Annotated in this window: 15 protein-coding genes and 1 pseudogene; 9 read left to right on the top strand and 7 right to left on the bottom strand. The window is 23.1% G+C overall.

What is annotated here, in order from left to right:
* Window positions 1-677 precede the first annotated feature (677 nt).
* Window positions 678-1,156, top strand: a pseudogene (coaD, locus tag TGUWTKB_RS02395) (pantetheine-phosphate adenylyltransferase).
* A gap of 44 nt (window positions 1,157-1,200) precedes the next feature.
* On the opposite strand, the gene rpmG reads toward coaD, so the two are convergent.
* Both rpmG and rpmB read right to left on the bottom strand, forming a co-directional pair.
* Window positions 1,201-1,368: a 50S ribosomal protein L33 gene (gene rpmG, locus TGUWTKB_RS02390; protein WP_041063226.1), complete on the bottom strand. Its 168-nt coding sequence runs from the start codon at window positions 1,366-1,368 to the stop codon at window positions 1,201-1,203.
* 9 nt (window positions 1,369-1,377) lie between these two features.
* On the bottom strand, window positions 1,378-1,605 hold the full coding sequence (gene rpmB / locus TGUWTKB_RS02385) for a 50S ribosomal protein L28 (protein WP_041063223.1): 228 nt from the start codon (window positions 1,603-1,605) through the stop codon (window positions 1,378-1,380).
* Window positions 1,606-2,311: 706 nt separating this feature from the next.
* Here rpmB and dut point away from each other — a divergent pair.
* Window positions 2,312-2,767, top strand: coding sequence for a dUTP diphosphatase (gene dut / locus TGUWTKB_RS02380; protein ID WP_041063220.1), 456 nt, complete (start codon window positions 2,312-2,314; stop codon window positions 2,765-2,767).
* 21 nt (window positions 2,768-2,788) lie between these two features.
* Here dut and pyrE read toward each other — a convergent pair whose 3' ends face one another.
* A complete protein-coding gene (pyrE, locus tag TGUWTKB_RS02375; protein ID WP_041063217.1) occupies window positions 2,789-3,430 on the bottom strand; it encodes an orotate phosphoribosyltransferase in 642 nt (213 codons plus the stop codon).
* 212 nt (window positions 3,431-3,642) lie between these two features.
* Here pyrE and TGUWTKB_RS02370 point away from each other — a divergent pair, with 212 nt between their 5' ends.
* On the top strand, window positions 3,643-4,494 hold the full coding sequence (locus TGUWTKB_RS02370) for a YicC/YloC family endoribonuclease (protein ID WP_232501622.1): 852 nt from the start codon (window positions 3,643-3,645) through the stop codon (window positions 4,492-4,494).
* Between the two features lie 83 nt (window positions 4,495-4,577).
* Here the strand turns inward: TGUWTKB_RS02370 and accC are convergent, their stop codons facing one another.
* Genes accC through aroQ form a run of 3 tightly spaced genes read right to left on the bottom strand, consistent with a single transcriptional unit; the run spans window position 4,578 to window position 6,897 of the window.
* Window positions 4,578-5,936 carry an acetyl-CoA carboxylase biotin carboxylase subunit gene (gene accC / locus TGUWTKB_RS02365; RefSeq protein ID WP_041063211.1) on the bottom strand — a complete coding sequence of 453 codons (1,359 nt, stop codon included), beginning with the start codon at window positions 5,934-5,936 and terminating at the stop codon, window positions 4,578-4,580.
* Between the two features lie 16 nt (window positions 5,937-5,952).
* On the bottom strand, window positions 5,953-6,432 hold the full coding sequence (gene accB / locus TGUWTKB_RS02360) for an acetyl-CoA carboxylase biotin carboxyl carrier protein (protein ID WP_041063209.1): 480 nt from the start codon (window positions 6,430-6,432) through the stop codon (window positions 5,953-5,955).
* Between the two features lie 15 nt (window positions 6,433-6,447).
* Window positions 6,448-6,897 (bottom strand): type II 3-dehydroquinate dehydratase, encoded by a 450-nt coding sequence (gene aroQ / locus TGUWTKB_RS02355; protein ID WP_041063206.1) that lies wholly within the window; start codon window positions 6,895-6,897, stop codon window positions 6,448-6,450.
* A 296-nt stretch (window positions 6,898-7,193) separates the two neighbouring features.
* On the opposite strand from aroQ, the gene TGUWTKB_RS02350 reads away from it, so the two are divergent.
* The 4 genes from TGUWTKB_RS02350 to tldD all read left to right on the top strand — a co-directional run bounded on the left by TGUWTKB_RS02350 (window position 7,194) and on the right by tldD (window position 11,344).
* Entirely contained in the window at window positions 7,194-8,234 is a 1,041-nt protein-coding gene (locus TGUWTKB_RS02350) for a rod shape-determining protein (protein WP_041063203.1), read from the top strand.
* Between the two features lie 131 nt (window positions 8,235-8,365).
* Window positions 8,366-9,190 (top strand): rod shape-determining protein MreC, encoded by an 825-nt coding sequence (gene mreC / locus TGUWTKB_RS02345; protein ID WP_052459565.1) that lies wholly within the window; start codon window positions 8,366-8,368, stop codon window positions 9,188-9,190.
* Window positions 9,191-9,309: 119 nt separating this feature from the next.
* Window positions 9,310-9,765, top strand: a complete 456-nt coding sequence (mreD, locus tag TGUWTKB_RS03450; protein ID WP_041063200.1) for a rod shape-determining protein MreD — start codon at window positions 9,310-9,312, stop codon at window positions 9,763-9,765.
* 115 nt (window positions 9,766-9,880) lie between these two features.
* The gene (gene tldD / locus TGUWTKB_RS02335) at window positions 9,881-11,344 is read left to right on the top strand and encodes a metalloprotease TldD (protein ID WP_041063198.1); all 1,464 of its coding nucleotides are present in this window, start codon (window positions 9,881-9,883) and stop codon (window positions 11,342-11,344) included.
* Between the two features lie 92 nt (window positions 11,345-11,436).
* On the opposite strand, the gene ptsN is transcribed toward tldD, so the two are convergent.
* Complete coding sequence (ptsN, locus tag TGUWTKB_RS02330) at window positions 11,437-11,919, bottom strand: PTS IIA-like nitrogen regulatory protein PtsN (protein WP_173402093.1); 483 nt, start codon at window positions 11,917-11,919, stop codon at window positions 11,437-11,439.
* A 1,439-nt stretch (window positions 11,920-13,358) separates the two neighbouring features.
* Between ptsN and TGUWTKB_RS02325 the strand changes: the two genes are divergently transcribed.
* Together TGUWTKB_RS02325 and murA are read left to right on the top strand one after the other, a co-directional pair.
* Window positions 13,359-13,637: a BolA family protein gene (locus TGUWTKB_RS02325; protein ID WP_041063192.1), complete on the top strand. Its 279-nt coding sequence runs from the start codon at window positions 13,359-13,361 to the stop codon at window positions 13,635-13,637.
* A gap of 20 nt (window positions 13,638-13,657) precedes the next feature.
* Window positions 13,658-14,923, top strand: coding sequence for a UDP-N-acetylglucosamine 1-carboxyvinyltransferase (gene murA / locus TGUWTKB_RS02320; protein ID WP_041063190.1), 1,266 nt, complete (start codon window positions 13,658-13,660; stop codon window positions 14,921-14,923).
* The last annotated feature ends 32 nt before the right edge of the window (window positions 14,924-14,955 follow it).

Genomic DNA, 14,955 nt, shown 5'->3' with positions numbered 1-14,955 from the left:
GGATAACGGACTATTTTATCAATTCTTAATAAAGGTAAATTATTTGTTTAATTATAACGATAGTTATTTAATAATATATAAAATATTGTTTTTACCAAAAATAATATTGTGTTGAGAACATTGTAAAAAAATTATAGACGTATACTTTTTAAACAAATTAATAAATAATCAATTAATGATTTTTGAGAATTTAGTGAATTTCTATCAATTTTTTTAAAGAAAAATTAGTAATTAAATTTATTAAAGTAATTTCTTTAAAAAAATTGATAAATCTTTTTAATAAAAAAACATCTCAAATAAATTCCATTACTAATTTAAAAAAAACGCTCATTTCCTATAACTATTTTATAATTTTTAAAAATTTTTTGATAAATTCTTAAATAAATTCTTAGTACTTTGCATAAAAATTTAAAATAATGTTATTAATATTTCAAATAAAAAAATTATTTGATTTTAATGTGTTTTTAAAATAAACAATATCTTCAAAAAATTTGCTTATTAAAACTATGCTGAAATTTTTGTATATTTTTTTATATAAAAATTTCATAAAATTTTTCTTTCTATCAAAAGAATTGTAAATATTTTATTGGAATATTAATTCTTTTAGAATATCAAAAAAAATTGATATAATTCAAAAAAATGCTATTTTTTATTATTTTATTTTATTTAAAACTTATATGACAATAAAAGCAATTTATCCAGGTACGTTCGATCCAATTACAAACGGACATCTTGAAATATTAAATCGTTCTATAAAAATTTTTAATCATATTACTATCGGTGTTTCCCATAACATAAAAAAAAAACTTTGTTTTCTTTAAAAGAACGTGTATTTCTTGTTAAAGAAGTAACTAAAAATATTAAAAATATAGAGGTAGTAAGTTTTAAAGGTTTAACAGCTGATTTTGCTAAAATGAATAACATTAACTTTTTAATCAGAGGTTTACGTAATTTTATTGATTTTGAAAACGAAAAATTATTATTTCGGATGAATCAACATCTTTTTGTAAAGTTAGAATCTATTTTTTTAATTTCTTCAAAACAATATTCTTCAATTTCTTCTTCTTTAATAAAAGAAATTGTCCTTAATAGAGGAGATGTTTCTTTTTTCCTTCCTAAAATTGTTCAAAAAGCATTAAATAAAAAGTTTTTTTAATTATTTATAAAAAAAAACCCTAATAATTTAGGGTTTCAATAAAATTATTTAATTTTTTTTTCTTTATATATAACATGTTTTCTTGCAACAGGATCATATTTTTTTAAAGATATCTTTGTAGATTTATTTCGTTTATTTTTAGTAGTAGTATAAAAATGTCCTGTTCCAATTGATGAAAGTAATTTTATTATTTCACGACCACCCTTAGCCATATTTTTACCTTATTTTAATAATGATAATTTTTGCAGAACCTCATCAATTCCATTTTTATCAATAATACGCATTCCTTTAGCAGATACTCGAAGAGTAATAAAACGTTTTTTATTTTCAAGCCAAAAGCGATGTAAATGTAAATTTGGTATAAATCTACATTTAGTTGCGTTCATAGCATGAGAACGTTTATTACCTACCATAGGTTTCTTCCCAGTAATTTGACAGATTTTTGACATATTTATATCCTTAAATATTTGTATAATAGCGAAAATTTTTGATAAAATATAATGAAAAAATTTTTAATATTTACAGTAATTTTATTTTACTTAAAATATTATATTCAATACATTTATTACAAAATATAAAAAAACGTTGATACATTATAATAATTTTTTTATTTTTTAGTTAAAACAAAATATTTTATATAAATAGCTTAATATATAAATTTTTTATAAATATTAAAAATTATATTGTATAAAAAACTTGATGAATTTAATAATCACTTTAATTTTTTAGCTTTATTATTCATTGTAAGATTACTACTTTTAATCTTTATTTATTGTATAGATTACTATTTTTCTGACTTAATGAATGAATATATCATGCGATATATAAATTAATCAAATGGTTTAAAATTAAAAAAAAAACATAAATTCTTATAAGAATTTATATAAATTAAAGCTATTATATATAAATATTTTTTAATCTAATTTATTTTAAAAATTTTTAAAATATAAAAATAACTGAATATATATATAAATTTAATAACTGATAATTTAAAAAAAGATTTATTACTTAATTATTATTTTATTAATATTAAAAAAATATTTATAATATTCTATTTATAATCATGGATATAATCCATATCAAAAAAATATCCAAAAACAAAAAAAATTATTAATAAATAATTGTACTAAAATTATTAAAATATTAGGTAATGTAATGAAAACAATAGAAATAAAAATAATTGATCAACGTTTTGGAAAAATATTCCCTTTACCCAATCATACAACGATTGGATCAGCTGGTATAGATTTACGCGCTTCTATAACAGAAGAAAAAATAATTCATCCAGATGAAACTATTTTAGTCCCTGCTGGAATTGCTATTTATATTGCAGATAAAAATTTTGTAGGTATGATTGTTCCTCGATCAGGCCTGAGCCATAACAATGGTATTATCTTAGGTAATACCATAGGCATTATAGATTCTGATTATCAGGGTGAATTATTTTTATCTTTATGGAATCATAGTAAAAAAGAGTTTTTTATAAAACCAGGTGATAGATTAGCACAATTAATTTTAGTAAAAATAACTCAAATAACATTTAAAATAGTAAATACATTTAAAAAAACTATACGTAATAAAAAAGGTTTTGGTCATTCTGGAACGAATTAAAATTTATAATGTAAGTGATTATTATAATCCATATATTTTTTTATATGTATCAATAGCGATAAGTTCTTGATTATATTCAATATTTTTTTGCATATAATTGATAACATCATTTAGTGTAATAATAGAATAAATACAATATTTTTGTAAGGTATCAGAAGAAACAAAAAAGTCGTTATTTTTTTTTTCCTGACGGTTAAAAGCAATTAAAATACCCACAATTGAAGTTTTTTTATAATTGCATACATTGTTTATCAACTCTTTAATAGAACTGCCAGAAGTTATAACATCATCAATTAATATAATTTTTTTTTTTTGAAAACTACTTCCTATTAGTAATCCTTGCTCTCCATGTTTTTTTTGTTCTTTACGATTGAAACTATAGTTTACTTTACGATTATAAGTATTATACAAAGACATTGATGTTACAATTGCACTAATAATTCCCTTATAAGGGGCACCAAAAAGCAAGTTAAAATCAACGTTAATATTTATTAAAACTTTTGCATAAAATTCGCCTAAAATATTTAAATCTTTACCATTATTTAATGCACCAATATTAAAAAAATATGGACTTATTCTACCAGATTTTAAAAAAAACTTTCCAAATCTTAATACTTTTTTACTAATAGCAAACTTAATAAAATCATCTTTCCAATTATTCATACTATTTTTTTTTAAAATGTTATATGTAGATTAAATTTTATAAAAATTTTACATAATTGTAAAAGAAAAAAATAAAATATATATTTTTAATATATTTATAATATAAAATATAATAGAATACATAAATGAAAAAGACAGTTAATAAAAAATACAATATACTATTGTTTAATTTTAACATAAATTATTAAGTACTAATCATTATGATTCATAGTATGACCGCTTATGCGCGTTATGAAAAAAAAAACAAATGGGGGGACGTTTTATGGGAATTACGTTCTGTTAATCAGCGTTATTTAGAAATTAACATTAACTTACCAGAAATATTACGTAATTTAGAAGAAAATATTTTAAAAAAAATACGTCAACGTTTATCTAGAGGTAAAATAGATTGTACTCTTCATTTTGAAAAAAAAAAGTTTATGAAAAATGACTTTATAATCAACAAAAAATTAATAAGAAATATTACAAAGTTAATTGATTCTATAGTTCTTAAAAATCATCCAGGTATTATTAATTTAATAGAAATATTGAAATGGCCAGGCGTTATTTCAGTAAAAAAATTTAAAATTAATCAATTTAATTCAGAAATTTTAGAAAACTTCGATACAACACTGGATAATTTAATTCATCAACGTGAAAGAGAAGGTGCAATATTAAAAACAATTATTGAAAAAAAATTAAAGTCTATGTTAACTGAGATTAAAAAAATTTTTAAAAATATTCCTATCGTTATTGAATTTCAACGAAATCGTTTATTAAAGAAAATGAAAGAAATTCCAATAAATAACGATTTTCATCGGTTTGAACAAGAACTTTTAATGATGTTATGTCGAATGGATATATCAGAAGAACTTGATAGAATTAAAATTCATACTAAAGAAATTTTTAATATATTAAATGATAAAAAAATAGTCGGGCGAAGATTAGAATTTATGATACAAGAGTTAAACAGAGAATCAAATACTCTAGCTTCAAAATCAATAAACGAAAATATAACTGCTTCTGCTATTGAACTTAAAATATTAATAGAACAAGTTAGAGAACAAATTCAAAACATAGAATAAAATATAATAATTGGTTTTTACTAATTTTATAGTAAAAAAAACCGTACCAAAATTAGATTCGGCATAAATATAAAAAACATTATTCAATAATCACATTTTTTTATTGATTGTAACTTTTTTTCTAAAAAGTGTACATTTATACAACCAGCGTGAAAAACTGGATCTGAAATAATTCTCATTTGCAATTCAATATTCGTTTTAATACCTTCTATAATAAGCTCTGACAAAGCATTTTTCATTCTCATGATAGCAACATGTCTATTTTCTCCGTATGTAATTAGTTTTCCAATCATTGAATCATAGTATGATGGTACATTATAATCAGAATAAATATAGGAATCCCATCTTACTCCTAAACCTCCTGGTGCATGAAATCTTTTTATTTTACCTGGACTAGGTAAAAAATTAATAGAATCTTCAGCATTTATACGACATTCTATAGCATGTCCTTTAATACATATTTCATGTTGTTTTAAAGAAAGAGGAAAACCAGAAGCAATTCGAATTTGTTCCTTAACTAAATCTAATCCAGTAATCATTTCTGTAACTGGATGTTCTACTTGAATTCGAGTATTCATTTCAATGAAATAAAAGTTATTGTTTTCATATAAAAATTCAAAAGTTCCAGCATTACAATATTTAACGTCTAAACATGCTCGAATACAACTTTTACTTATTTCAAAAAGTATCTCTTTAGAGATACCTAAAGATGGAGCTTCTTCTAGCACTTTTTGATTTCGACGTTGTACAGAACAATCTCTTTCAGATAAATAAATAGCGTTTCCTAAACAGTCTCCTAATACTTGAATTTCAATGTGACGTGGATTATTAAGATATTTTTCCATATAAATAATATCATTATTAAAAGCAGATTTAGCTTCTATGCGTGTAATATTAATGGCATCTTCTAATTTATTTTTATCAAAAACAACACGCATACCTACTCCACCTCCACCAGAAGAAGCTTTAATAATTACAGGATATCCTATTTTTTTTGCAATTTTATGATTATTATTCATATTATTGCTTAATGGTCCATTGGATCCTGGTAAACATGGAACGCCAACTTTTTTCATCGTGTTAATCGCAGATAATTTATTGCCCATTAATCTTATCGTTTCTGATTTAGGCCCAATAAATATAAAACCAGATTGTTCTACTTGTTCAGCAAAATCTGCGTTTTCAGCAAGAAAACCATAACCCGGGTGAATACCAGTAGCACCAGTAATTTCAGCTGCAGAAATAATTGCAGGAATATTTAAATAACTTTTTAATGATTGCGGTGGACCAATACATACACTTTCATCTGAAAGCAACACATGCTTTAAATTGCAATCTATACTAGAATGTACAGAAACAGTTTTAATGCCTAATTCTTTACAAGCACGTAATATTCGTAATGCTATTTCCCCTCTATTAGCAATGACAACTTTATCTAACACATCTAAGATTCCTTATTTATTTTTTAATTATCATTATTGGTTGATCAAATTCAACTGATTGACCATCTTCAACTAATATAGCTTGTACAACACCAGGTATTTCTGCTGATATTTGGTTCATCATTTTCATTGCTTCTACAATACATAAAACATCGCCTATATTAACATTTTTGCCAATTTCTATAAATGGTTTAGAGTCTGGGTGAGGTGTTCTATAAAACGTTCCAACCATCGGTGATTTTACAACATAATTATTTATGTCATCATAACATTTTAAATCAATTTTCTTATCTATATTTGAGATATTATTTTTTGAAGATATGTTAAATTTTTGATTAGATGAAGAAGTTGATGTTTGATACATTTGATTATGATAAAAAGAAGCGTGAGACGCTCTATTAATGCGAATTGATTCTTTTTCTTTTTGAATCTCTAATTCAGAAATTCCATACTTTTCAACAATTTCAATAATTTTTTTTATTTTCCGAATATCCATAAATTTAGTACCATTTTAAATTGATAATTTTCTTATTACTGATTCTAAAGCTAATAAATATCCATCAGTTCCTAATCCACAAATAATTCCAGATGAAATATCAGAAAAAAAAGAATGATGACGAAATTTTTCACGAGAAAAAATATTAGTAATATGTACTTCAATAAATGGAATATTTACTGCAATTAATGCATCACGTAATGCGATACTAGTATGTGTTAATGCCGCAGGATTTAATAATATATAGTTTATATTTTCTATTTTAGCATTATGTATTTTTTCTATAATTTTATATTCTGCATTAGATTGAAAATGACTAATTTGTATATTATTTTTTTTTCCTTTTATTATTAGTTGATCAACAATTTGTTTCAAACTTGTTGTTCCATAAATTTTTGTTTCACGATTACCTAACAAATTAATGTTAGGTCCATTTAAAATCAAAATATGAAATTTTTTTTTCATTATGTAATTTTCCATAGATTATTTATTGCAAAAACTAACATTCAAAATGCACTTTTTTTGTTAATAAAATTTAGATAACAAAATTTTATTAACAAAAAAACAATAATAAATTATAAAAAATTTCATCATATTTTTAGTATATTATCGTATATTTTAAGTAAATTTAAAAAATATTTTTATGATTTTTTTTTAAATACTTATATATTTATATGATATATTTTGTTTTAAAATAACATATTTAATGTAAAATATATTATATTATTTATTATTTTTATTAAACTTTATGATCTTTTAGAATGTTTAAAAAATTTAGAGGTATATTTTCTAGCGATTTATCCATTGATTTAGGTACTGCAAATACTTTGATTTATGTAAGAGGACAAGGTATTGTTTTAAATGAACCTTCAGTAGTTGCTCTTAGACAAGATCGATCAGGTTTTCCTAAAAGCGTTGCAGCAGTTGGACAGGAAGCAAAACAAATGCTAGGTAGAACTCCTGGTAATATTGCAGCTATTCGACCAATGAAAGACGGAGTAATCGCAGATTTTTTTGTAACTGAAAAAATGTTACAATATTTTATAAAACAAGTACATAGTAATAGTTTTTTACGTCCAAGCCCACGTGTTCTTGTTTGTGTTCCTGTAGGAGCTACTCAGGTTGAACGTCGTGCTATTCGTGAGTCAGCACAAGGAGCTGGAGCTCGTGAGGTATTTTTAATTGAAGAACCAATGGCAGCTGCTATTGGAGCAGGATTACCAGTTTCTGAAGCAACAGGGTCTATGGTAGTAGATGTAGGTGGAGGAACTACAGAGGTAGCAGTAATTTCTTTAAATGGAGTTGTTTATTCTTCTTCTGTGAGAATTGGAGGAGATCGTTTTGACGAAGCAATTATTAGCTATGTACGTCGTAATTATGCATCATTAATTGGTGAAGCAACAGCTGAACGAATAAAACATGAAATTGGTTCTGCATATGCTAACGAAAAAATTTGTGAAATAGAAGTACGTGGTAGAAATCTAGCTGAAGGTGTTCCTCGGAGTTTTATATTAAACTCTAGCGAAATTTTAGAAGCTTTACAAGAACAGTTAACAGGAATAGTTAGTGCAGTAATGGTTGCATTAGAAAAATGTCCTCCTGAGCTAGCTTCTGATATTTCAGAAAAAGGCATGGTATTAACTGGTGGAGGTGCTTTATTACGAAGTTTAGATAGATTAATTATGGAGGAAACTGGAATTCCAGTAATAGTTGCTGAAGAACCTTTAACTTGTGTAGCTAGGGGAGGAGGAAAAGCGTTAGAAATGATTGACATGTATGGAGGAGATTTATTTAGCGAATAATAATATATATCATTAATTTTATTAAATTATTTTAAAAATAAGGTTTAATTCTTATTGTTTTTTTATAGAATAAACCTTTATTTTTATAAAGTTGTAACTTTGTACTCCCAAATTAAGAATACATAAATATTATGAAATTATTTTTTAATAAAAAATTCTTATCTAAATCTTATTTTTTTACATTATTAGTAATAACATTAATACTTATTTTATTAGATATACGTTTTGGATTATTATTCAAAACAAAATGTTATATTAACCAATTAATATCACCAATTTTATGTATAAAAAAAAATTTTAAAGAAAAATTTAGTAAATTTTCAAAATATTTAATATCAAATGAAAAACTTCAATCAGAGATTGATACTTTATATCAAGAATTGATGTTAAAAAATCATAATATATTGATCTTGAACAATTATAAAAAAGAAAACAATCAACTTCGTCAATTACTTGATGCACCAGTTCAATTAAAAAATTTACATCATCCTAAAATATTTGCTCAAGTTCTTTCTTTTATTATTAATGATAAAAAAAATTATATTATGATTAACAAAGGAAGTGATAGCGGTATTTATAAAGGACAACCAGTTTTTAATGGATTAGGTATAGTTGGTCAAGTTCGTTATGTAGATAAAAAAACTAGTAATGTAGCATTGATTTTTGATAAATCTCATGCATTACCTGTAAAAATTGCAAGAAATAATCTTCATGCAATTATTTATGGTAATGGATTGAATCAACATTTAAGTTTAAGATATTTCCCGGAAGTCAGAACTATTGATGCAAAAGTAGGTGATTTAATAGTTACATCTGGTTTAGATGAAATATTTCCACCAGGTTATCCTGTAGCTTTTATTTCATCAATTAAAAAAGATTTAGAGAACATTAACGCTTTATCTATTAAAGCACAACCAATATTTGGTATTAATAAAATTTCTTATGTTTTATTATGAATATATTCTCATTTATTAATACATACTAAACAGTTAAAATTTTTTTATATATGGACAAAAAAAATGTTAGAAAACAGATTTAAACCTAGTAATTTTATTATTAATAAAACTACTCTTATATGGTTATCTTTATTAATAGGATTTTTTTTACATTTTTTTTTTATAAATTATATAATACTTCACCATCTTTTTTATTAATTATTTTAATTTATTGGATAATCAATACACCATATAGTATAAATTTAAGAACTGTTTTTATAACATCTTGTTGTATAGATTTTTTAAAAGGTTTTATTTTTGGCGTTCATTTTTTTTCAATAATAATTTTTATTTACTTTATTCAATGTAAACTTTCTTTTTTTTATCAATTAGTTTCATGGAAAAAAACATTAATTATTATGTTTTTTTTATTACTTATAAATAATATTGCTTTCATTTTAGAAAGTTTTTTTTTAAAAAAACCGTTTGAATCTTTAATAAAGATATTATTAGAAACTTTTCAAAATGGAATTTTTTGGATATTTTTTTCTTTTTTGATAAAAAAAACATTTAATCGATTTCATATTTGTGTTTAACTGAATTACTTTTAATATGTAAAATAAGTTTTTTTAACACTTAATTATTTTTATATTTAAAATGTAAACTAATTTAGTTGTATTTGAAAAACACTACTTATAATTTTATAAAAAAATGACAAAAAATATAATTAATCAAGACTTGCTAATTGAAAATAATCTTAATAAATCAGATATCTTTTCTCTATTAGATCAATTTTCAGTAAAGAACATAGACTATGGAGATTTATTTTTTCAATCGAATACATCTGAAAACTGGATATTAGAAGACACAATTATTAAAGATGTTTCATATAATATTGATCAAGGCGTTGGAGTACGTGGTATTGCTGGAGATAAAACTGGATTTTCTTATACGAATAAAATAGATTATGATTCTATATCTGAAAGTATAAAAACTGCACGTAATATTACTTTTGAAAAAAACAGTCAGAAAATAAAAAAAAATTTTCAACATTCTTGTTTGAATTTTGGTAAAAATTTAAATCCTTTAACATCAATAAAAAATAAAGAAAAAATAGATTTCTTAAAAAGAATAAATCATATTGCACGTATGACAGATAAAAGAGTAAAAAAAGTTAACATACAATTAAATGGACAATACGAAAAAATAATTATTGCTGCTACAGATGGAACTTTTAAAAGCGATATTAGACCTTTTATTCGTTTATCAATTGGAGTTTTAGTAGAACAAAATGGAAAATATGAATCTGGTTTTAGCGGAGGCGGGGCAAGAAACGACTATAATTTTTTTATTAAAAATAAAAAAAATGGCTTAAACCTTGCTGAATTCTGGACAAAAGAAGCAGTACGTATCGCTTTAATTAATCTTTCTGCAGTTTCTGCACCAGCTGGTTTATTTCCAGTAGTTTTAGGTCCTGGATGGCCTGGTGTTTTATTACATGAAGCTATAGGTCATGGTTTAGAAGGAGATTTTAACCGTAAAAAAACTTCAATTTTTCATAAGAAAATTGGGGAAGTAGTAGCCTCTGAAATATGTACTATTGTAGATGATGGTACATTACATGGAAAAAGTGGATCTATTCTAATAGATGATGAAGGTACTTTAGGAAAGTATAATATTTTAATTAAAAACGGTATATTGAAAAAATATATGCAAGATAAAATCAACGCAAAGTTAATGAATACTAAACCAACAGGAAACGGAAGACGTGAATCATATAATTGTCTTCCTATGCCTAGAATGACGTCTACTTATATGTTACCTGGTAATTTTCTTCCTAATGAGATTATTGAAAGCATTGATTATGGATTATATATTGCTAATCTTAGTGGAGGTCAAGTTGACATAACAACTGGTAATTTTGTTTTTTCTACTTCTGAAGCTTATTTAATTAAAAAAGGAAAAATTAATACACCGATTAAAGGTGCAACTATTATTAGTTCTGCAATTGAAACTATGAAAAAAATATCAATGATAGGAAATGATTTAAAATTAGATGATGGAATGGGTATGTGTAGTAAAGATGGTCAAAATATTCCTGTAAATGTTGGTCAACCCACATTAAAAGTAGATGAAATGATTATTGGAGGGACAAAAGTAGCGACGAATATTTAATTGATATTTTAAACTTGAATATATTAAAATTTCAGTAATATATTCAAAAAAAATTATTCAAAAATAATTTTTTTTACACGGTAGATTTGCTATTATATATTTTTATGTTTACCTTGTGTAAGAACTAAATGTAGTTCCTTATCATTTTTTGCAGAACGTAACATGTCACATATTTCCTTATTATTCAAATATTTCGCTAATAATGAAAGTGTATGTAAATGATCTTTACATTGATCAAATGGTACTAATAAAGCAAATAAAAGATCAACTGGTTGATTATCTACAGATTTAAAATCAATTGGTTGATCAAGACTAATAAAAATTCCTAAAATTTTTGTCATGTTTTTTTCTAGTTGTCCGTGAGGTATAGCGATTCCGTTACCAATGCCAGTGCTACCCATTTTTTCACGTGTTAAAATTGCGTCAAAAATTTTTTGATAAGGAATTTTAATTTGTTCTGCAGCTAATTCGCTTATAATCTCTAATGCTCTTTTTTTACTTTGACAATGCACTCCGCTACGTATACATTCTGGAGTAAGTACAATGTTCAATTTAAATATTAAATCATTGTTCATTATTTTTAACTTTTGAATTATACAGGGTTAAAAAGATAAATTTTGAATATTGATAAGACTACATCGGTATTATATAATAATTTTATAAATAATTTTATTCAAAAAAATTTTTAAAAATCCTTTATTTCAATTAAAAAAATATTAAATAAATTATTAGTAATATATCGGACAAATTAAATTATTACTTTTCGGTACAATTTTTTTTTTTGATTAATATCAAATTTAATTTTTTTTAATGTTTCAATATTATATATTACATTTTTTTAATAAGTATATTTTAAAAAAATTCTTACTATTTATTATTTCATTAATAATTCCTTAATATAGTAAGATATTAATTTATTTATAGTCACAGTTAATATCATTATGTCTAAATCATGTTTAGACAAATATTGAATATTTTTTAAAATATGCAATAGATATAAAATCTATTTCCAAAAGATATTTGTCAAGCAAAAATAATTTTCAAATTATAGCTAAAGTTTTAAGCATTGTATAATTCTTTTAGATTTTTTTGCTAATGATAAAAATAAATTTTTTTAAAAATATTTGCGATATTAAATTTTTTATAAATTGGTAGAATTAAATATTTTTTATTAATTATTAAAATAACTCTAAATTAATGTGAGTTATTTTACTCTCAAATATTAATGTTTTTGAGATAAATTATTAATTCTATATTTTGTATTTTTATATAATGAAAAAATTGATGTTTTTTTTATTAATTTTTTAATGTATTTTTTTATAAAATAAAAAATAAATTAGATTACTATTAATAGTATTATTTTTAAATTTTTGATAAATATTTTTACAAAAAATATTGATTATTTTTTCTTATTATAATAATTTATTCACTTTTTGTTTTTTAATACTTTTTAAGCGACAATTTTTATTTAATTTGTTTTTATCAAAAAGTTTTAACAGGTATTGTATCATAGTTTTGTTAATTTAAAATTTATCTATTAGCTTTAACATCTTTTTTTTTATAATTAGTTAAAAAAATTGTTTAAACAGTATTTATTTTCATAAAAAAATAAATACTTTAAGACTATCTATAACAATTTTTTTTGTTATAGATATTATATTTTTTTATATTACTTATTGTTTTTTTATAAATAATCATTGATTCAAAGAAATAATTATTATTTTACTGTTTTTGCAAGATATAATAAACTTTTTTAATTTATTCATTACAAATTTTTTAATAAAAATTAATTGAAATAATCAAAAATATACATAATTTTTATAAATATCATGTACTTATTTTTTTTAAAAAAAATGTAAAAAATAATACATAGAAAAATTCTATAAAAAAATTTTGAAGCTATGTAAATAATTTAATTTATTAAAATAAATAAAAAAATTAAATCTAAATAAATATTATAATAATTTTAATCAATAATTTTATTAGATATAAATAATTTTAAAAAGAAAAAACAATGAAAAAACGAAATATTAAACAAATTTTAATTAGTGAACTATCCTTACAAAAAGTTTATCTTAACAGTGAAGATAATAATCATTTTCATTTAATAGCTATTGGAAACATTTTTAATAATTTAAATTCTCTTGAAAAAGAACAAATTATTTATAAGGTTTTAATGGACTATATTATTAATGGCGATATTCATGCTATTTCTATAAAAACTTTTACGCCCAATGAATGGTTAGAAAATGCTAACTTATACAAAAAAACAATTAAAAAAAATATTGAGTAATCTAAATAATTGAGAATTTTATGCATAAATTCAGAATACAAGGACCAACTTGTTTAAGTGGAGAAGTAAAAATTTCTGGAGCAAAAAATGCAGCTTTGCCTATTTTATTTTGTACAATTTTATCCAAAGAAGAAATAAAAATTAAAAATGTTCCAAAACTCAAAGATATAGATACAGCAATTAAACTATTAAAGTTATTAGGATCTAAAATAGAAAATAAAGAATCTATTTTTTTTATTAATAACAAAGATATTAATAAGTTTAATGTGCCTTATAATTTAACAAAAAAGATGCGTGCATCTATATGGATTTTAGGTCCATTAATTTCTCGTTTTGGACATGGGGAGGTTTCTTTACCAGGCGGTTGTTCAATTGGTAATCGTCCAATTGATTTTCATATATATGGATTAAAAAAATTGGGAGCGAACATTGATATAGAAAATAATTATATTAAAGCCTTTAATAAAGGTCGATTAAAAGGTGCACGTATAGTTATGAAAAAAAAAAGTGTAGGCGCTACATTAACTATCATGAGTGCCGCAACTCTTGCAACAGGAAAAACGATTATTGAAAACGCAGCATGTGAACCTGAAATTGTTGACACAGCTAATTTTTTAAAAAGTTTAGGCGCTAAAATTAATGGAGCAGGTAGTAAAAAAATTATAATTGAGGGAGTAAAACAACTAAAAGGAGGTACGTATTCTATTATGCCTGATAGAATAGAAACTGCTACTTTCTTATTAGCTGCAACTGTCTCAGGAGGCAAAATAATATGTCGTAATACTAATCCTAATTTTTTAAGAGTAGTTTTAAAAAAACTTCAACAAGCTGGAAGTGAAATAAAAATAGGTAAAACTTGGATAAGTATAGATATGCATAAAAAAAGACCTAAATCAGTTGATTTATATACAGCTCCTTATCCTGGATTTCCAACAGATTTACAAGCACAGTTTACATTATTAAATCTCATTGCAGAAGGGAATAGCACTATAACTGAAAATATTTTTGAAGATCGATTTTCACATATATCAGAATTAATAAAAATGGGGGCGTGCGCAAAAATAAAAAAAAATACAATCATATGTTATGGTGTTAAGAAATTATACGGCGCTACAGTAAAAGCAACTGATTTAAGAGCTTCAGCAAGTTTAGTGCTAGCAGGATGTATTGCACACGGAACTACATTAATTAATCATATAAACCATATAGATCGTGGGTATGAAAACGTCGAAAAAAAATTAAAATCAATTGGTGCAAATATTATAAGAATCAAAAATTATAAGTAAACACTGCAATTTTTTATTAATTATTTATATTA

It is taken from the genome of Candidatus Tachikawaea gelatinosa, from assembly GCF_000828815.1.
Lineage (GTDB): Bacteria > Pseudomonadota > Gammaproteobacteria > Enterobacterales > Enterobacteriaceae > Tachikawaea > Tachikawaea gelatinosa.
This window is presented reverse-complemented; position numbering and strand designations above follow the sequence as displayed.